Source organism: Emticicia aquatilis, from assembly GCF_014644295.1.
GTDB classification, from domain to species: Bacteria; Bacteroidota; Bacteroidia; order Cytophagales; family Spirosomataceae; genus Emticicia; species Emticicia aquatilis.
In genome coordinates, this window is record NZ_BMKK01000002.1 from 52517 (window position 1) to 70334 (window position 17818).

Here is a 17818-nt window from a genome sequence, read left to right on the forward strand (position 1 = left end):
TTATTATCAATGCTCAGGGATATTATATCTGCGGTAAAACTGGTCTTGTGGCCAACGAATCGTTGATGATTTTCAAGATTTTTTCTCTTTCTTCTCCTGCCAATGGTAATCTTGGTTCACGTACCCATTCGGTGCCGAGTCCAGTTGCAACTTGAGCAAGTTTGATATTTTGAATGAATTTAGTCGAAACATCTAAGTGCATCAAAGGAAAGTGCCAACGATAAATCGCACGGGCTTCTTCGTAGCGGCCTTGTTTTACTAATTCATAAATAACAACGGTCTCACGTGGGAAGGCATCAACTAAGCCTGCGACCCAGCCATCAGCACCCATTACAAGGCTTTCGTAGGCCAAATCATCAACACCCGACATGATTTTGAAACGTCCGCCAAATTCGTTAATAATATCGGTCATATATCGGACATCTCCAGTCGATTCTTTCATTGCCTCAAAATGTGGGTTTGCTGCCAAATCATGAAACATTGGAATTGAAATAAAGTTTTTATATGCCAATGGATTGTTATAAGCCAAAACAGGCAAATCAGTTGAGTCAGCTACACGGTGTAAATAATGAAGAATCTCACGTTCATCGGCCGAATAACGCATCGGAGGTAATAACATAAAACCGTCAGCACCAGCTTGTTCGTAAGTTTTTGCCAGAGCTACGGCCTCACGAGTGATACATTCAGCAATACAAATCACCAATGGTACACGACCAGCTATGGTTTTCTTAGCAGAATCAAGCAAAGTTAATTTTTCATCATTAGTAAGCGTTCCGTTTTCGCCCAACGAGCCACAAATAATAATTCCATGCACTCCAGCTTCGATTTGTTTTTCGATGTTGAAGTTAAACATATCTAAATCAAGGCTTTCGTCTTGGAAGAAAGGAGTTGTTACGGCAGGATAAACGCCAGTCCACGATGGTTTCATATATTAATTATGAATGAGTGAATGTTTTCTTTCGCAAAAGTAATATAGTCAATTTTAGAAAACTTATCTTAATTTCGCTAATAGTTGTACTAAATTACTCTAAAACTAAAAATTTGTTATAATAATAAGGTAAATTAGTATTTAATTGGCATTTTATTCAAAAATTCTATCATTCACTCATTCTATCATTCAAAATTAGCATTGAAACCACTATTATTCCGAATTCCAAAAACTGAAACAGAGTCTTTCAGAGTGCAAGTCGATGATTTGCCGTATTTTTATGATACATTACATTTTCATCCCGAATGGCAAATTACGCTTATTCTTGAAAGTACAGGAACGCAATTTGTGGGCGATAATGTAGAGCGTTTTCAGCCTTTTGATGTGTATTTTCTGGGAAGTAATTTGCCGCACGTTTTTAGAAATGATGCAGAATATTATGCCGAAAATCAACGAGCGTACTCTGTTTCGGTATATTTTCGAGGAGATTTATTGGGTGAAAACTTCTTCGATATTCCCGAAACGCAACATTTAAAAGCATTATTGACGGAAGCATCGAGAGGAATAAGAATCAGAAATAATGAAACCAATGCCCTCACCGATTTGATAAAATCAATTTCCAACAAGCAAGGTTTTGATAAATTATTGACTTTTTTACAGATTCTCAACGAGATAGATATTTCTACCAATAAAGAATTTCTATCAAGTATTACTTATCAATCCCCACAGAAAGAAGTTGATAATCAACGAATAAATGCAACGTTTGAGTTCTTAATGAAAAACTTCGAGCGAGAAATTTCATTGGAAGAAGTTGCCGAAATTGCCAATATAACTCCCAACGCTTTTTGTAGATTCTTTAAACTTCGCACCCGAAAAACTTTCTCCGATTTCTTGAATGATGTGCGTATAGGTCACGCTTGCCGAATGCTACAAAACAATGAAAAAAGTGTGTTGGAAATCTGTTTTTCGAGTGGTTTTAATAATGTTTCTAACTTCAACCGACAATTTAAGCGTCGTATGAAAATGTCGCCGAGTGCTTATTTGAAGAAGTTTTAGCGAAGACATAGAAAAATAGTTGAATTAGTTGAATGCTCAAAAGGGAGGTCAAAAGTGTAGATGAAAATCCACATTTTTGGCCTCCTTCTGTTTGGTATAATTTTTTTATTATTAGGATAAGTTATTCGCTCAGTCATAATACCCACAAAACGGAATAAAAAATATAATACTAATCCAACATAAATAAAATAGAAATGGAAGCTATAAGCACTATAAAATTAGCCGAAATAAGCAAAATCTCAGGCATGGGAGCCATTGTACATCCAAATGGCGTTTCATTTAGGGTTTGGGCCCCGAATGCCGAAGTGGTTTTTGTGGTGGGAGATTTCAATGAATGGGATTCAGAAGCTACCCCACTTACCAATGAAGGAAATGGCTATTGGTCGGCTGATGTCGTAGAAGCTAAAGCCGAGCAAAACTATAAATATAGACTTTGCACTCCTTTTGGTGAGTTTTTGAGAAATGACCCTTATGCCAAACAACTTACTAACTCCATAGGAAATAGTATCATAATGGATACCACTTTTGAGTGGGAAAACGACCATGATTTTGTAATGCCTAATTTCAACGAAATGGTTATTTATGAGTTGCACATAGGTACATTTAATGTGAAAGAAGATGGTAAACCCGGTGATTTTTATGGAGCAATCGAACGATTAGAGTACTTAAAGTCACTGGGTATAAATGCGATTGAAATTATGCCAATCGCCGAATTTCCTGGTGGTTTCTCTTGGGGGTATAATCCTGCACATCCTTTTGCGGTGGAGTCTGAATATGGCGGAGTAGCGGGTTTGAAAGAATTTGTAAAAGTAGCTCATAAACAGGGTATTGCGGTAATAATTGATGTAGTTTATAATCATTTTGGGCCAACTGATATGGATTTATGGCAATTTGATGGTTGGCACGAAGATAATATGGGAGGCATTTATTTTTATAACGATTGGCGTTCTAAAACCCCTTGGGGCGATACTCGCCCAGATTATGGCAGACCAGAAGTACGACAATACATCAGAGATAATGCCCTATACTGGCTCGAAGAGTTTCATATTGACGGACTAAGAATGGACATGATTCCGTATATTAGAAATGTAAATGCCGACGGAAATCCGAATAATGATTTGCAAGAAGGGTATTCGTTGATACAATGGATAAATAGTGAAATTAAAAGCAAATTTGGCGGTAAAAAATTTACAGTTGCCGAAGACCTTCATAGTCTAAATTCAATCACAGCACCTATCGAAAATGGAGGTTTGGGATACAGTAGTCAATGGACGGCAGAATTTGTACATCCGATTCGAGATGAAATCATTAAAATGAATGATGGCGACCGAAATATGGATATTATTGCTCAGGTGCTAACTCATAAATATAATCATGATGTTTTTGAGCGTGTTATCTACACCGAATCTCATGATGAGGTTTCAAACGGAAAAGCTCGTGTTGTACAAGAAATTGCAGGACAAGAAGATGTAAATACATGGTTTGCTAAAAAACGCTCTACGCTTGGAGCTGCTCTTATGCTAACTGCCCCCGGAATTCCGATGATATTTCAAGGACAAGATATGCTCGAAGATAGTTGGTTTCAAGATACTGACCCCATTGATTGGTCACGAATTTCGGAGTTTAAAGGTATTACTAAGCTCTATCGTGACCTAATTTATGTAAGATTAAATAAAGGAGGATTTTCTCGTGGCCTAATGGGGCAGCATATTGAAATCTTGAAAGCGGATAACCAAAATAAAGTAATTGCCTACCATAGATGGATGGATGGTGGAGTAAATGATAGCGTAGTAGTTGTCATGAATTTTTCACAAAAGCCAATCGAAAATTATTTGCTTAATTTCCCTTTGGGCGGTGTCTGGATAAATAGATTTAATAGTGATTGGAATGGTTATAATTCAGAATTTGATAACCAAGAAAGTTCAAATGCTTATCCAAATCAGCAGAATATCGCTTCAGTTTCGATAGGTGCTTATAGCGTATTAATTTACTCAAAAAGTGAATAATTAATTTGTGTCTCAAGTTATTGATTATAAGTGTTTTAATATAAAATGTAACTCAATTTTTTGTTTCTAACACAAACCTTTTTAAACCATGAAAAATATAACAAACCCAATGGTCGAAGATTTGAATAACATCATAAATTTGCACAAAGAGCGTGTAAGAATTTATGAAAAAGCAAGTATCGAATCTTCTGACGAAAATTTGGCAGGTCTTTATAAAAAATTAGCTTTTCAGAGTGCTGAAATGGCAGATGATTTGCGAATTGCACTAAAGGTCAATTATGGAATAGTACTCAAATTTAAGCTTTTTGTAGGAAAATTTAAGCGTACATTCTTACAAGCAAAATCAATATTTACCTCACATCCCGATGATAAAATACTTGATACTTGCAGCAAAGCCGAAGAATTAATTAAATCAGCCTATGAAAATGTGCTTGAGAGGGGGGCTGAACTTTTAGAAGCCATCAAAGAGTTGCTTCTAAAGCATTATTCTTATTTGAGTAATGCCCATAATTCAATCAGAGAATTACAAGTTAAAGATGGAGAGCAAACTCCGCTTGTTGTTGAGTAACCTCAAATATTTGTTTAACGCATAAAAAAAGCTATCATATTTTCTTATGATAGCTTTTTTTGTAAAAGGAGGTTTTATAACTTACCTACACTTTCTCGGATTTCGTTGGATGGTATTATCAAAATATCAACCCTTCTGTTTTTATCCATGTTTAACTTAGTGACATTCTTGTAATCGGGGTATTTCTCTCCAAAACTTTCTACAAATAATCTGTTTTTATCAATGGCACATCCATAAAGATAATTGGCTACCGACGAGGCTCTCTTATAGGCGAGTTGCTCGTTATGTTTTGTATTGCCAGTGGCATCTGCTCTACCAAATACAACAATATAATTTTCTTTGTTTTGAACAAGATTATAGGCAAGATTTCTTAGAATTGTCTTAGTTTCTTCGTTTAGTGTGAAATCATCAACACCAAAAACATTGCCTTTATTCAACGAAACTACAACGCCCTGTCCATACTGCGAAACCGATACTTTATCAGACATATTATCTGTAATTTGCTTAGATAAACTAACCATTTCGGTGGTTAGAATAGCGTCAGCACTACCTTTCATCGAATATTTCATCACAGAGTCAGCTAAAGGATATTTTAGGTCTGCTAAATCTTCAGTTTTGACAATATCTGTTTGGTAGGCAGTCGATGGCACTGAACTTACTTTTGCCGTTTTACATGCACCAAGAGCAAAAGTTGCTCCGAGCGTGAGGATTAAAATTTTTGAATTTTTCATATTATTGTTTGTTTGAAGTTTTCTATGATAATGATTAATAAATAATCGAACCAGCCCAGAATTGTGGAGTATATTACTCATGCGTGTGGTTTTTGGCTATAAAAAGAGATTCTTTTGAAACGAAAAGGTGAGAAATCAGGCTTGTTTTTTATTAAGTGTAACAATGCCTCCAATAAACATAATTGCAGCAATACCGATGTATATAAAACCTTGATTTTTGCCTGATTCGTTTGAAGCGTCTATTTTCAGACCTAATACTTTTACCGATGCATCGTTTTGTGATATTTTATTAATGCCTGTGTAGCCAATAAATAAACTCACTATAATTAGGACGATTCCGATGATTCGATTTGTGTTCATATAATTTTTAAGCTTAGTAGTTGAAAAACATTTGTTGATTATCTCAATCAAAATCTTGTGCCATTACCCAATTATTGGAGTTCCGATGATACTTTTCCCATAATTGCTCATTATCAGCAACGATAAGTAGTATGGGATTTGATAAGTGGGGAAATGAATGCTCAAACCAACGATTTTATGGCAGAAACCTCTTAGAATGATATTTTTATGAACATCATCAAATCAGAAAATTAAAATAATTTAAACACTATGAATGTCAAAAGGATTTTTGGAACACTACTCACAGTATTAGGAATTGCAGGGTTAGTTTATGCAGGGGCATCCTTTGTAGATAATTCAGTAGGCAAAGCCGACATAAAAGCAATTATATTGGGCGGAATTTTAGGAGCAGTGTTCTTCTTCGCAGGGGTAAGATTGCTCGCTACAACTAAAGATGAAGTATAAAATAATCTTTATGACAATATCAATTACGATGAAGTTGTAAAGACAAAAACTACGATATATTTTAAAATTGGTCTTAAATTAGCTGTACTTTATTAAAATGCTTGCTTTCATTCCTTCTGCTTTAGCTGTTGGCAATAAAGGCAAGCATTTTATTTTTAGTTGAAATTTTTAGAACGAAATATTATAAATGTTTTATTGAGTGAGGCAAGTTTGAAACTCACCCTACATCACTGCTTCACCTTCGGCTTAATAATCAATCTTAACGATTGGTCGTAAGTAACATAATTCCAAAGCCAGTTGATAAATACCATCACTTTGTTTTTTACGCCCAAGATGGCCATTAAATGCACGAACATCCACACATACCACGCAAAAGCCCCTTGGAATTTCCAGAAAGGTAAATCAACTACCGCCAAATGTCTTCCAACGGTTGCCATCGAGCCTAAATCTTTATATTCAAAACCCACTGGTTCTTCTTTTCTCAGAATTTTCAAAAGATTTTTTGCCAATAATTCACCTTGCTGAATGGCAGGTTGTGCCACTTGCGGGTGTCCATTCGGGAATTTGGGATCGCCATTCATCAAAGCAATATCGCCAACGGCAAATACATTAGGCAAACCATCCACTTGATTGAAAGCATTGACTTTCAGTCGATTACCACCTCCATAAACTTCTTTCGCGAAACCTTCAATCGAATTGCCCTTGATTCCTGCCGCCCAAACTACATTGTTGGTTCTGATTTTTTCGCCCTCTTGTGTGTAAGCGTATTTGCCATCAAAATCCGTAATTCTTACACCATTTCGCACGATTACGCCCAACCTTTCAAGATATTCTTTACTTTTCACTGATGCCTCATCCGACATTACTTCCAATACCTCAGGCGACGAACCAAACAAATAGATTTTCATCTGATTGAAATCTAATTCGGGATAATCTTTTGGCAAAATCAGTCGTTTCATTTCAGCCAAAGTTCCCGAAACCTCTACTCCAGTTGGGCCGGTTCCGACCACAACCATATTCATCAAACCTTCACGAGCATCAGCATCCGTGGCTGTAAGAGCATCCTCTAAATTCTGCAAAACCTTGTTTCTCAAATAGATAGCTTCCGAAACTGATTTCATCGGCATTGCGTTATCAATGATGTTTTGCATACCGAAAAAATTAGTATCCGCACCCATGGCCATCACCAAATAATCATAGCTGAGTTCGCCTAATTCGGTTTCTAAAGTTTTCTGTTCAGTATTCACTTTCAGCACCTTTGTTATGCGAATGTGTACATTTTTCTTTCTTTGAAAAATCTTACGAAGTGGAAACGAAATCGAACTTGGCTCAAGCCCCGCCATGGCAACCTGGTAAAAAAGTGGCTGAAATTGGTGATAGTTATTTTTATCAATCAATACAATCTGCACATCATGCTTAGCGAGTTTTTGAGCGAGAGCTAAACCACCAAAACCAGCACCGACAATTACGATACGAGTTTGGTTAGTTTCTGGAATATTTGGAGTCATGTTTTGAGTTTTTGTTTTCGATGAAAACAGCGATTGAAATCGCCGTTTAATTGAACAAAGGATTTTTGTTATAAAACGATTCAAATCGTTTTGTTTTTCTAGTCTTATTCTTTGTTCTGATGGCCAGTGAATTTATTCATTGACTTATCATATTCGTTTCAAAATTACATTTTTTGCATTAGTTTTCGTAGTTTTTCTGTAATATTCTTACCGAAATTGTTTAGGTCTTCAATCCTTTGTACCTTTGTATTTTTATAGAACAGTTTACAAAAACTATCGACTGTCGTCTGTTGACCATCGACTAAATGAATTTTAAAGAAAACTTACAAAACGAACCCATTTTTGAACTAATTGCACGTTCGGCAGCCGAAATAAATGTCGATGCTTATGTAATTGGCGGATACGTTCGTGACCTTATATTGAATCGCCCAAATAAAGATATTGATGTTGTTTGTGTGGGAAGTGGCATAGAATTGGCGGAAAAAGTTGCCAAAAACCTCGAAAAAAATGATGCTAACGCTAATGTTTATGTCAGTTTCTTCAAGAATTTCGGGACAGCACAAATCAAATCGGGAGATATAGAAATTGAATTTGTTGGGGCAAGAAGAGAATCTTATCGCCACGATTCTCGCAAGCCTTTGGTCGAAGACGGTACCCTCGAAGATGACCAAAATCGCCGAGATTTTACGATAAATGCTCTTGGAATTTCATTAAATATAAAAAACTACGGTGAGCTAATCGACCCATTCGGTGGAGTGGAGGATATTAAACGTAAGTTGATTCGCACACCTCTCGAACCAGAAATTACATTTTCCGACGACCCACTCCGCATGATGCGTGCCGTGAGGTTTGCTTCACAACTTGGCTTCGATATTGACGGAAAAACTTTCGATGCCATTGCGGCCATGAAAGACCGCATCAGCATTGTTTCACAAGAACGCATTACTGATGAGCTGAATAAAATAGTGCTGTCGAAAACGCCTTCTTATGGTTTCAAACTATTGTTTTATACGGGTTTATTGCAAATCATTTTTCCAGAGTTTTGTGAGCTTCAAGGTGTAGAAACCCAAGATGGGAAAGGCCATAAAGATAATTTTTATCATACGCTACAAGTGCTTGATAATGTGGCTGTTAAATCGAATGACTTGTGGTTGCGATGGGCAGCAATCTTACATGATATTGCTAAGCCAGCAACCAAAAAATTTCACCCGAAAATCGGTTGGTCGTTTCACGGACACGAGGAGTTAGGCGGTAAAATGACTCCAAATATTTTCAGAAAGTTGAAATTGCCACTCGATGGCAAAATGCGAATGGTGAAAAAATTGGTTCGCTTACACCTTCGTCCAATTGCTTTAGCCAAAGAGAGCATCACTGATTCGGCATTACGTAGGCTATTGTTTGAGGCGGGCGAAGATTTGGAATATTTGATGATTTTATGCCGAGCCGATATTACTTCAAAAGACCCAAATAAAGTAAGAAAATACCTCGCCAACTTCGATAAAGTAGAAGAAATGCTCGTTGAGTTGGAAGAAAAAGATAAACTTCGTAATTTTCAGCCAGTAATCACGGGTGAGATAATCATGGAAGTTTTTGATTTGAAGCCCTCGAAAGAAGTTGGAACTATAAAACTGGCCTTACGAGAAGCAGTTTTAGAAGGAATTATTCCAAACGAATTTGAACCATCTTTTGAATATGTATTGAAAGAAGGTAAAAAACTGAACTTGAAACCCGTAAAAAGTATAGAAGAAATAAGAAATATTTTAGAAACACCTAAACTCGAAGATAAGGAATGAATGACGGAACTAAATTTAAAAGAATGCTCGGCGGAATTTTAGCTGGAATGGGTCTATTATTATTGTTATTTGCTTGTATTGCATTTATGTCAGCCGATGATACCGTGATGGGCTTGACCGTGAAAGGTGCAAGAAAAATAGCTCCAGCCGTTTTAGGCCTAATTTTGTTGGTATCGGGCATTTCGATGGTAAATCGTACGTAACCCCTCCGCCCCTAAAGGGGAACTAATAAAGTCCCTCTCCTTTTGCAGGAGAGGGATTTAGGGTGAGGTAATTATTTCTTCAAAATCTCAATCCCCACATTGCATTGCAAACAGCGTTTGTGTGTGCAGAAATTATTGTAAAGTTCAATACTCGCTTGTGAGTCGAAAGCTGACTTTATGGTCAGGCCTAATCCTTCCCACATTTCTGTTATATGGTTGTCTTCGGCTGGTAATGCTTCCAAAAAACTTACACATCTTGCCATAAACTCCTGATTATCAGTTTTTTCAGAATAACAAGCCAAAAGAGGAATAACCGTATTTATCAGAATATTATTGATAGAATCTTTACCCAAACCTACCAGTTTTTTGCTGGCAACTTTCCCCAAATTATAGTGTTCTTGCCAATAGACTGATTGTTCAATTTTTAGTGAATTTCGCAAATCTTCAATCGAATTTGTTTGTGTAAAAAGCGAGAAAAAACTTTGCTGTTGCGTAATCAGCTTGGCCAGTTGAGCAATGCGAATAGTCGGAAAATTGGCAGGTCGAGTACGTAGAAATTTCCATTCGTGCGAGGCTAATTGAGTTGATTTCAACGAAAACTTTGCTGAAAAGAAGTCATATTCTTGGCTTAGTTTTTCTGAATATTCATCAACTTTCTCAATCAAACCTGCTTGCCCGAATAGCATAGCTTCGATTTGTGTAAGATTATCTCGGTGTTTTTGCAGAACCTTTAATCGTAGATTTTGAGCAAGCCTCAGAAATGTTTCATAATTGAGTTTAAAACCAAAGTTTCGGGCCAAAAGCTGATACGCCGTTTCTTCCCAATCACCGTTGTTTTTCTCTAAAAGTTGCTCCACAACTTGAGCTTTTTGCTGCAAACGCTTCGCCAAAACTTTATCTAAAATGGCAAATTTCGATAAATCAGATATATCCGAAAAATGCTCTTTACATGGAATAATAGACTGATTATCAATTAAATACTGATATTTGTCAAGAAGCTGAATATCTGTAATTGATTTCAATTCGAGTGTCGGAATCAAACTACCATTTTGTCTCGTAATTGTTTGGTCATTTTCCCAAACTACATGCAGAATTACATTGTTGTAGGCTTCGTTATATTGGTGTTTATGAAGCTGCCAATCCGAAGATTTTACATGAATTTCTACATTACCAACCCACTCAATTTCATTGATTTGAAGACGAGTGTTAGTAAAATCAGGGCCTGCATCGGTATTTAGAATACCTGTTTTTAGTACAGAAATCTTTTCACCCGAAATCGTTTGCAAATTTGATTTATCAAACTGCTGAAATTGCCAAAGATAGTGTAGAAATGCCTCAGTCATCTTTTAATGGATAATTGAAAATGAATAATTGATAATGAAAACGACTTTTTACAAATACATAATTGAAAATGATGATTTAGATATTGAAATTGATTGAGAATTAGTGGTTTTCCTATTGTGAATTGTCCATTATCAATTATCAATTCAGATACATCTGTAAATATTTCTCCATTTCTTGTTGTACTGCTTGTGCCTCTTTGGCAGCAACTTGAGCGAAATCTTCACCAGAAGAAGCATAAATAATGGCTCTCGAAGAATTTACCAACAAGCCACATTGCTTATTCATACCGTATTTCGATACTTCTTCTAAACTACCACCTTGAGCTCCGACGCCTGGTACGAGTAAAAAATGTTCGGGAGCTATTTCTCTGATTTTTAGTAGTTTATCTGCTTTAGTAGCACCCACAACATACATCATTCGCTCTGAATCAGCCCATTTTTGAGAAGTCAAAATAACTTGTTCGTAGAGGCTGGTTACTGGAGATTGGTTACTGGTTATCGGTTGTTGAAGACTATTGACTTGCAACTGCTGAAAATCATCGCCACCTGCGTTTGAAGTAAGAGCTAAAAGAATCACCCATTTTCCTTCAAATTCTAAGAAAGGCATTACCGAATCGCTACCCATATACGGAGCAACCGTTACTGAGTCGAAGTCAAGTCCCGAAGAAGCTTTATCAAAGAATGTACGAGCATAAAGCCCCGATGTATTCCCAATATCACCACGTTTTGCATCAGCAATTGTAAAACATTCTTGTGGTATATATTCAATTGTGCGTTGTAAACTTTCCCAGCCTTTTGCTCCCAATGCCTCGTAAAAAGCAATATTTGGCTTGTAAGCAACCGCAAACTCAGCGGTTGCGTCTATAATCTGGCGATTAAATTCAAAAATTGGGTCTTTTTCTTTAAGGAGATGAGACGGTATTTTTTTTATGTCGGTATCAAGACCCACACACAAATAGGAGTTTTTTTTAGTGATTTGCTCGAAAAGCTGCTGTTTTGTCATTTTTTGCTGGTTTTTAGGGCAAATTTCTGCAAATTATACGATTTAATCAGAAAAATAACACGATTTTATTTAGTATATACTACTTTTGTGTATTCTTAAACCTTAGAAGAAGTCAGTTATCTAAGTAATTGATTGAAAAATTAACTTGCCTATTTTAAAATTATTATCCGATAATGGAGTTTAGAAAAACAAGTATTGAAGGACTGATTGAAGTATACCCAAGAATTTTTGGCGATTCCCGTGGCCACTTTTTTGAATCATACAGACATGATATTTTTGCTCAAAATGGTATTCCATTTCAGTTTGTGCAAGATAATCAGTCATTTTCTACGGCTGGAGTATTGCGAGGACTTCACTTTCAGAATCCTCCCTTCGCACAAGGAAAACTCGTAAGGGTCATCAGTGGAAAAGTTATTGATATTGCGGTTGATATTCGCCCAAACTCACCAACTTTTGGAAAATATGAGAAATTTGTTTTGGATGCCACACTCCAAAATATGGTTTATATTCCCGAAGGCTTTGCTCATGGCTTTGCGGCTCTCGAAGACAGTATTTTTGCCTATAAATGCACAAATAATTACAATAAAGCTTCCGAAGGTGGAATTATTTGGAATGACCCTGACCTAAATATTGATTGGGGAATAGAGAATCCGAATGTATCTGAAAAGGATTTAGAACTTCCAACTTTTAAGGATTTATTCAACAAAAGTTAAGGGAAAATTTTCGTCACAAATTGTACCAATTTTGTATTTACTGATAAATATTTTTTTAAAATATTGAATAGCAAGCGATTGATACCGCTTGCTATTTTTATACAATAAACGGATACATTTGGCATGGTCTTGGGACATCAAGAGAATATCGCAGACTAAGGTTTTTAGACTGCCTTGATTGAATCCTAATATGCCAAAAAATAAACTATCCTTAATGTTTGAATCAATCTTTAAGAGAGGGGTTTTGAGTAATTCTACTACTACTCAAACACCTGATTTGACAGTTGATGTTCATGCACATCTGTTGCCGCAGCTCGACGACGGCCCTGTTGATATTGAACAGAGCATTGAAATAATTAAAGAAATGTATCAGATAGGGTATCGCAAGATAATTGTAACACCCCATGTGATGACAGGCTATTACAACAACGCCTACGAGGACATCTTGCAATCGCTACACATACTGAGGAGTGTATTGAAACGCAGAAATATTGCGATGGAATTGGAAGCTGCTGCCGAATATTATTTAGAAGATGAATTATTTAGGCTTATCGAACGCAAAGAAGTGTTGACTTTTGGTGGAAACAGAAAATATTTACTCTTTGAAGCATCATTTGTCACAAAAGCCTCATACATCCTCGAAGCTGCTTTACGCATCAAACAAGCTGGTTATACACCAGTTCTGGCTCATCCCGAACGCTACGTCAATCTCAATGATATTGAAGCTATCAATCGTTTGGCTTATAATGGTGTACTTTTTCAGATAAATATTGGTTCTCTGACGGGTTATTATTCTAAACAAGCCCAAGAATTGGCCGAACTACTAATTAATAGAAAATTGGTTGCGTTTTTAGGCTCAGATTGTCATAGTCTGACACAACTTGAAAGTATCAAACAAGCTTTTAAGTTGAAAATATTCAAAGAAGCAACCAAACTTGATATTTTAAACAATACACTTTTGGAGAATAAATCTACTGTTTATGCCTAAAATTGTTTATTTTGCTTGAAAAGTTAGTAACTGCATGGTTTCGCCATCAAAAACCGCATAGCTATTGTGCCAAATCCAATCACCGAGATTAACATAGCGGGCAGTATCAGAAATATTCATTTCGGCCATTGTATGTCGGTGGCCGAAAACATAAAAATCATGGTGAGTTTTGATTTCAATTTGCTTGGAATACTGCACTAAATGCTCTCGTTCTTCACCCAAAAACTCTTCGGGTTTACGTTTTTTCTTCCAGCTATTTTTAGTCCAAATTTGGCCAAACAACATGCCGAGATTTGGGTGCATAACTCGCCCAAACAAGAATCGTGGTATTTTTCCTTCAAAGACAACCTTCAAAATTTTATAACCAAAATCATCAGCACCGAGTCCGTCGCCGTGGCCGACATAAAAAGTTTTATTATTGAATGTAAAAACTTGCGGGCGGCGAATGGTGCGAATATTTAGCTCAGTTTCAAAGTAATCGGTCATCCACATATCTCGATTGCCTAAAAAGACAATAATTTCGACGCCAGCATCTGATAATTCAGCCAATTTTCCGAAAAAACGTACAAAACCTTTCGGCACAACGTGCTTATATTCGTACCAAAAATCAAACAAATCGCCAACCAAAAAGATTACTTCGGCATCATGACGAATACTTTCGAGCCAATCAATGATTCGTCGTTCACGGATGAGGCTTTCGGCGTGCGATGGAGCACCCAAATGAAAATCAGAGGCAAAGTATATTTTTTTTCCTGCGGGGATTGTACGATTCATCAACATTAACGCAATTCTATGAAAATTGAAATTTTGCACAAAGCACACAAAATTTTATGAATATTTTAAACGAAAACAGAAATTTTGTTGAAATTTTGTCGTTTTTGATACTAATTATGCGTAGTTTTGAAATAAAGCAAAATTTGATTTTATAGAAAATCATCTTTCCTTATATTTACGACCGAATTCTTATAAGACCATTTTATAAAACAATATTATTATCCAATGAAACGAGTATTAATTGCCGAAGACAGCTCAGTGATTCAGAACTTAGCCAAAAAGATTTTGGAATTCCAGAATTTTGAAATTACTGCCGTTAAGAATGGCGAACAAGTGATGCAATTGCTCGACAAAGAAGATTTTGACATCTTGTTGCTCGACATCAATATGCCGATTATGGATGGTATGGAGTGTGTGAAAGCGATTCGTGAATTGAGCGATAAAACAAAGGCAAAACTTCCTGTTGTGGCTATTACAGGCAATGCAAAGAATTATTCAGAAACTGATTTCAAAGAAGCTGGTTTTAATGATGCTTTGATGAAACCTTTGAATTTTGATAAATTAGTCGAAGTAGTAAAAGGACTAACGGAATAATAATTTTCAATGATTGAATGAGTGAATGATAGAATTGTTTATCAAGAAACTAATTCTTTCTTATTCTATCATTCGCTCACTCATTCATTCAATCATTGACTAAAATGAACGTAACTTTTCTCGGAACAGGTACTTCGGGTGGTATTCCCGTACTGACGTGTGGCTGTGAGGTTTGTAATTCGCTGGATTACCGTGATAAACGACTCAGAGTATCGGTTTGGATTGAAGTAGAAAATAAAAGTTTTGTGATTGATACGGGGCCTGATTTCCGTCATCAAGCACTTCGTGAACGTATTCCTCGCATCGACGGAATTATCTACACCCACGAACACAAAGACCACACGGCTGGTCTGGACGATATTCGTCCTTACAATTATCTGCATGGCATTCAACATTTAGACCTTTATGGGCATCCGAGAGTGCTGGCTCAACTCAAACGTGAATTTGCCTACGCTTTTGAAGAACAGAAATATCCTGGCGTACCATTGATTAATGTGCACGAAATTGGTAATGAAGAATTTACTATCAAAGAAGAGACTTTCACACCTATCGAAGTGCTGCACCACCGTTTGCCAGTCTTAGGCTTCCGTATTAAAGATTTTACCTACATTACCGATGTAAACTATATTTCTGAGCAAGAATTAGAAAAAGCTTATGGCTCAAAAGTATTGGTGTTGGGAGCTTTACAACGTCAAAAACATATCTCTCATTTTACTCTTGATGAAGCCATTGAAGTTGCTCAAAAAGTAAATGCGGATGTCACTTATTTCACTCATATTAGCCACAAAATGGGTTTGCACAGCGAAGTCGAAAAAGAGCTTCCGCCAAATATAAGACTGGCCTATGATGGCCTTCAAGTTAAGTTGTAATTTTCTTCATTCCAAAATCCCGTAGGGATTGTAAATCGAAAGAAAGTTTAGAGTAAAATGAAATCATGCCGTAGGTATGACACAATAAATTCGTACTTTTGGCAGTATTTTTCCGTGATTGAATCCTACAAAGAATGGCAATAGAACAAACTCCCAAAAACGAACTTCCTCCAAAATATTATCTCGAATACTTCAATTATGTACTGGATTTTGTACAGGAAAAATACCGTCATATCTTAAATGAAGGCGAATGGCGTTTCTTGCGAAAATACTATTGTTTGAGTGAAGATGCTCAGTGTCTTTTTATCCGTTTTTCTAATCGACGGGGTTTATTTTTTCGAGTTAATAAGTTGGCATACAGTGAATTAACTGACATTCCTGCATTACTCAACGAACTACTCGAACGAGAATTTATTGAAAGTCTCAATCCAGAAAAACACAAGACGTTCAGTAAGGAAATGCTTAGTGTTTGGACTACAAAAGAGTTAGTAGAGCAATTTTCTAAATTACACACTGAGAAAAAAACTACATATAAAAAACTAAAAAAAGAAGAACTCGTAGAGGCTATTTTACAAGATTTTGAGCTTGCCCAAATCGTAGAAGTACTTAATAGTTTCGAGCCAATCATCAAAGTTTGCTTTGAGTATGAAGTAACCTTTATGAAGTTTTTGTTTTTTGGAAATCGCTATCTCGATATGACCGAGTTTGTGATGCGTGATATGGGTTTAGTACAATTTGAAACCCATGATGACGACAAACTTGTGGCTCGTTTTAATACCCGTAAAGATGCCGAGGATAAATGGCTGATTACTGACCAAAACGATTTGTTTTCTCAGCTAAAAGATACTGCTCCCGCACTTGATGTTTATGACTGGTTTATGAATTTTGCCGATTCTGTGAATGATTTGAGCGAAGTTGCAAAACCATCTTACGAGCGTTTGATTATCAAAGTAGCTACTTTTTTGGAAAAAAGTAAGCTTTTAGATGAAGCTTTGTTGGTATATCGACTTACTGAACAAGTGCCATCAAGAGAGCGACAAGTGCGAACACTTCAAAAGTTGAATCATATCGACGAAGCATTTTCTTTGTGCCAACAAATGATTGAGTACCCTAAAAATGCCGACGAAAAATTTTATGCTATTGATTTCCTTAATAAACTCAACACTAAAAAACGAACTAAGAAAAGTACAACTTCGTGGTTGCATCAGGCTGAGTCAATTACGGTTTCTATTGATTTTAGACATCAAGTTGAAATGGGCGTAGTAGATTATTATCACCAAGAGGGCAAACTGGCAGTTTTCTCAGAAAATCATCTTTGGAGAGCCATTTTTGGTTTAGTTTTTTGGGATATTGTCTTTGACCCAAGTTTGGTGGCTTTTCATCATCCGTTCCAGCGTCGGCCTTCAGATTTGTATTTGCCTGATTTTTACGAAAAACGTAAAGATTTAATCATAAGCCATTTAGATACTTTTGCTGATGTGCAAGATTTACTCGTTTACATGGGAGAGCGATACGAGTCAAAATTTGGCATAGCCAATCCGTTTGTGGTTTGGTTAGAAGAGATTTGGCTGATTGTCAGAAAAGCAGTTGAGTTGATAGAATTTGAAGCGATGAAGAAAATCCTGCACGAAATGTCGAAGAATTTAGTTGAACATTTGCGTGGATTTCCAGACCTTTTCATGTGGGATGATATCGCTGGAGAATATTGTTTTGTAGAAGTAAAATCACCCACAGATAATTTATCGAATCAACAACTTTCTTGGTTGCAATATTTTCAAGAAATTGGTGTAAATGCCAAAGTTTTGAGGGTTTATTGGAAGGAAAATGATACATTAGAAGAAGAACAAAGTAGTCAACAGTCAACTGTCGACAGTTCACAGTAGTATAAAGTGCTGTTTGTAGTATTTGATGAATATATATTTACAAAAACGAAAAAG

Annotated in this window: 18 protein-coding genes; 11 read left to right on the top strand and 7 right to left on the bottom strand. The window is 36.4% G+C overall.

The window, feature by feature from the left end; translation table 11 throughout:
* Nucleotides 1-22 precede the first annotated feature (22 nt).
* Nucleotides 23-928: a dihydrodipicolinate synthase family protein gene (locus tag IEX65_RS04375; protein WP_188764815.1), complete on the bottom strand. Its 906-nt coding sequence runs from the start codon at nucleotides 926-928 to the stop codon at nucleotides 23-25.
* A gap of 201 nt (nucleotides 929-1129) precedes the next feature.
* Between IEX65_RS04375 and IEX65_RS04380 the strand changes: the two genes are divergently transcribed.
* The 3 genes from IEX65_RS04380 to IEX65_RS04390 all read left to right on the top strand — a co-directional run bounded on the left by IEX65_RS04380 (nucleotide 1130) and on the right by IEX65_RS04390 (nucleotide 4558).
* The gene (locus IEX65_RS04380) at nucleotides 1130-1984 is read left to right on the top strand and encodes an AraC family transcriptional regulator (RefSeq protein ID WP_188764816.1); all 855 of its coding nucleotides are present in this window, start codon (nucleotides 1130-1132) and stop codon (nucleotides 1982-1984) included.
* Between the two features lie 194 nt (nucleotides 1985-2178).
* The gene (locus IEX65_RS04385; protein ID WP_188764817.1) at nucleotides 2179-3990 is read left to right on the top strand and encodes an alpha-amylase family glycosyl hydrolase; all 1812 of its coding nucleotides are present in this window, start codon (nucleotides 2179-2181) and stop codon (nucleotides 3988-3990) included.
* A gap of 88 nt (nucleotides 3991-4078) precedes the next feature.
* On the top strand, nucleotides 4079-4558 hold the full coding sequence (locus IEX65_RS04390) for a PA2169 family four-helix-bundle protein (protein WP_188764818.1): 480 nt from the start codon (nucleotides 4079-4081) through the stop codon (nucleotides 4556-4558).
* 74 nt (nucleotides 4559-4632) lie between these two features.
* Here the strand turns inward: IEX65_RS04390 and IEX65_RS04395 are convergent, their stop codons facing one another.
* Both IEX65_RS04395 and IEX65_RS04400 read right to left on the bottom strand, forming a co-directional pair.
* On the bottom strand, nucleotides 4633-5289 hold the full coding sequence (locus IEX65_RS04395; RefSeq protein ID WP_188764819.1) for an OmpA family protein: 657 nt from the start codon (nucleotides 5287-5289) through the stop codon (nucleotides 4633-4635).
* A 135-nt stretch (nucleotides 5290-5424) separates the two neighbouring features.
* Nucleotides 5425-5649: a DUF5963 family protein gene (locus tag IEX65_RS04400; RefSeq protein ID WP_188764820.1), complete on the bottom strand. Its 225-nt coding sequence runs from the start codon at nucleotides 5647-5649 to the stop codon at nucleotides 5425-5427.
* A 249-nt stretch (nucleotides 5650-5898) separates the two neighbouring features.
* Here IEX65_RS04400 and IEX65_RS04405 point away from each other — a divergent pair, with 249 nt between their 5' ends.
* Entirely contained in the window at nucleotides 5899-6093 is a 195-nt protein-coding gene (locus tag IEX65_RS04405) for a hypothetical protein (RefSeq protein ID WP_188764821.1), read from the top strand.
* A 227-nt stretch (nucleotides 6094-6320) separates the two neighbouring features.
* Here the strand turns inward: IEX65_RS04405 and IEX65_RS04410 are convergent, their stop codons facing one another.
* A complete protein-coding gene (locus IEX65_RS04410; protein WP_188764822.1) occupies nucleotides 6321-7601 on the bottom strand; it encodes an NAD(P)/FAD-dependent oxidoreductase in 1281 nt (426 codons plus the stop codon).
* A 305-nt stretch (nucleotides 7602-7906) separates the two neighbouring features.
* Between IEX65_RS04410 and IEX65_RS04415 the strand changes: the two genes are divergently transcribed.
* Both IEX65_RS04415 and IEX65_RS04420 read left to right on the top strand, forming a co-directional pair.
* Entirely contained in the window at nucleotides 7907-9394 is a 1488-nt protein-coding gene (locus tag IEX65_RS04415; protein ID WP_188764823.1) for a CCA tRNA nucleotidyltransferase, read from the top strand.
* The gene (locus tag IEX65_RS04420; protein ID WP_064197826.1) at nucleotides 9391-9597 is read left to right on the top strand and encodes a hypothetical protein; all 207 of its coding nucleotides are present in this window, start codon (nucleotides 9391-9393) and stop codon (nucleotides 9595-9597) included. The genes IEX65_RS04415 and IEX65_RS04420 overlap by 4 nt, the downstream gene beginning before the upstream one ends.
* Before the next feature lie 71 nt (nucleotides 9598-9668).
* Here the strand turns inward: IEX65_RS04420 and IEX65_RS04425 are convergent, their stop codons facing one another.
* Both IEX65_RS04425 and pyrF read right to left on the bottom strand, forming a co-directional pair.
* Nucleotides 9669-10940: a DUF2851 family protein gene (locus tag IEX65_RS04425; protein WP_188764824.1), complete on the bottom strand. Its 1272-nt coding sequence runs from the start codon at nucleotides 10938-10940 to the stop codon at nucleotides 9669-9671.
* A 139-nt stretch (nucleotides 10941-11079) separates the two neighbouring features.
* Nucleotides 11080-11943, bottom strand: coding sequence for an orotidine-5'-phosphate decarboxylase (pyrF, locus tag IEX65_RS04430; RefSeq protein ID WP_188764825.1), 864 nt, complete (start codon nucleotides 11941-11943; stop codon nucleotides 11080-11082).
* A 173-nt stretch (nucleotides 11944-12116) separates the two neighbouring features.
* On the opposite strand from pyrF, the gene rfbC reads away from it, so the two are divergent.
* Together rfbC and IEX65_RS04440 are read left to right on the top strand one after the other, a co-directional pair.
* Nucleotides 12117-12656: a dTDP-4-dehydrorhamnose 3,5-epimerase gene (gene rfbC / locus IEX65_RS04435; RefSeq protein ID WP_188764826.1), complete on the top strand. Its 540-nt coding sequence runs from the start codon at nucleotides 12117-12119 to the stop codon at nucleotides 12654-12656.
* 214 nt (nucleotides 12657-12870) lie between these two features.
* Nucleotides 12871-13644 (top strand): tyrosine-protein phosphatase, encoded by a 774-nt coding sequence (locus tag IEX65_RS04440; protein WP_188764827.1) that lies wholly within the window; start codon nucleotides 12871-12873, stop codon nucleotides 13642-13644.
* 6 nt (nucleotides 13645-13650) lie between these two features.
* On the opposite strand, the gene IEX65_RS04445 is transcribed toward IEX65_RS04440, so the two are convergent.
* Entirely contained in the window at nucleotides 13651-14418 is a 768-nt protein-coding gene (locus IEX65_RS04445) for a UDP-2,3-diacylglucosamine diphosphatase (protein WP_188764828.1), read from the bottom strand.
* 225 nt (nucleotides 14419-14643) lie between these two features.
* Between IEX65_RS04445 and IEX65_RS04450 the strand changes: the two genes are divergently transcribed.
* From IEX65_RS04450 to IEX65_RS04460, 3 genes are all read left to right on the top strand, one after another.
* A complete protein-coding gene (locus tag IEX65_RS04450) occupies nucleotides 14644-15012 on the top strand; it encodes a response regulator (RefSeq protein ID WP_188764829.1) in 369 nt (122 codons plus the stop codon).
* Nucleotides 15013-15116: 104 nt separating this feature from the next.
* Nucleotides 15117-15881 carry an MBL fold metallo-hydrolase gene (locus IEX65_RS04455; protein ID WP_188764830.1) on the top strand — a complete coding sequence of 255 codons (765 nt, stop codon included), beginning with the start codon at nucleotides 15117-15119 and terminating at the stop codon, nucleotides 15879-15881.
* Between the two features lie 134 nt (nucleotides 15882-16015).
* On the top strand, nucleotides 16016-17764 hold the full coding sequence (locus tag IEX65_RS04460) for a VRR-NUC domain-containing protein (protein WP_188764831.1): 1749 nt from the start codon (nucleotides 16016-16018) through the stop codon (nucleotides 17762-17764).
* Nucleotides 17765-17818 lie beyond the last annotated feature (54 nt).

What these genes read in the sequence shown, in the direction of transcription:
- IEX65_RS04375 (WP_188764815.1), bottom strand. Translation starts at nt 928, where the DNA reads ATGAAACCATCGTGGACTGGCGTTTATCCTGCCGTAACAACTCCTTTC.
- IEX65_RS04385 (WP_188764817.1), top strand. Translation starts at nt 2,179, where the DNA reads ATGGAAGCTATAAGCACTATAAAATTAGCCGAAATAAGCAAAATCTCA.
- IEX65_RS04390 (WP_188764818.1), top strand. Translation starts at nt 4,079, where the DNA reads ATGAAAAATATAACAAACCCAATGGTCGAAGATTTGAATAACATCATA.
- IEX65_RS04395 (WP_188764819.1), bottom strand. Translation starts at nt 5,289, where the DNA reads ATGAAAAATTCAAAAATTTTAATCCTCACGCTCGGAGCAACTTTTGCT.
- IEX65_RS04400 (WP_188764820.1), bottom strand. Translation starts at nt 5,649, where the DNA reads ATGAACACAAATCGAATCATCGGAATCGTCCTAATTATAGTGAGTTTA.
- IEX65_RS04405 (WP_188764821.1), top strand. Translation starts at nt 5,899, where the DNA reads ATGAATGTCAAAAGGATTTTTGGAACACTACTCACAGTATTAGGAATT.
- IEX65_RS04410 (WP_188764822.1), bottom strand. Translation starts at nt 7,601, where the DNA reads ATGACTCCAAATATTCCAGAAACTAACCAAACTCGTATCGTAATTGTC.
- IEX65_RS04415 (WP_188764823.1), top strand. Translation starts at nt 7,907, where the DNA reads ATGAATTTTAAAGAAAACTTACAAAACGAACCCATTTTTGAACTAATT.
- IEX65_RS04420 (WP_064197826.1), top strand. Translation starts at nt 9,391, where the DNA reads ATGAATGACGGAACTAAATTTAAAAGAATGCTCGGCGGAATTTTAGCT.
- IEX65_RS04425 (WP_188764824.1), bottom strand. Translation starts at nt 10,940, where the DNA reads ATGACTGAGGCATTTCTACACTATCTTTGGCAATTTCAGCAGTTTGAT.
- pyrF (WP_188764825.1), bottom strand. Translation starts at nt 11,943, where the DNA reads ATGACAAAACAGCAGCTTTTCGAGCAAATCACTAAAAAAAACTCCTAT.
- rfbC (WP_188764826.1), top strand. Translation starts at nt 12,117, where the DNA reads ATGGAGTTTAGAAAAACAAGTATTGAAGGACTGATTGAAGTATACCCA.
- IEX65_RS04440 (WP_188764827.1), top strand. Translation starts at nt 12,871, where the DNA reads ATGTTTGAATCAATCTTTAAGAGAGGGGTTTTGAGTAATTCTACTACT.
- IEX65_RS04445 (WP_188764828.1), bottom strand. Translation starts at nt 14,418, where the DNA reads ATGAATCGTACAATCCCCGCAGGAAAAAAAATATACTTTGCCTCTGAT.
- IEX65_RS04450 (WP_188764829.1), top strand. Translation starts at nt 14,644, where the DNA reads ATGAAACGAGTATTAATTGCCGAAGACAGCTCAGTGATTCAGAACTTA.
- IEX65_RS04455 (WP_188764830.1), top strand. Translation starts at nt 15,117, where the DNA reads ATGAACGTAACTTTTCTCGGAACAGGTACTTCGGGTGGTATTCCCGTA.
- IEX65_RS04460 (WP_188764831.1), top strand. Translation starts at nt 16,016, where the DNA reads ATGGCAATAGAACAAACTCCCAAAAACGAACTTCCTCCAAAATATTAT.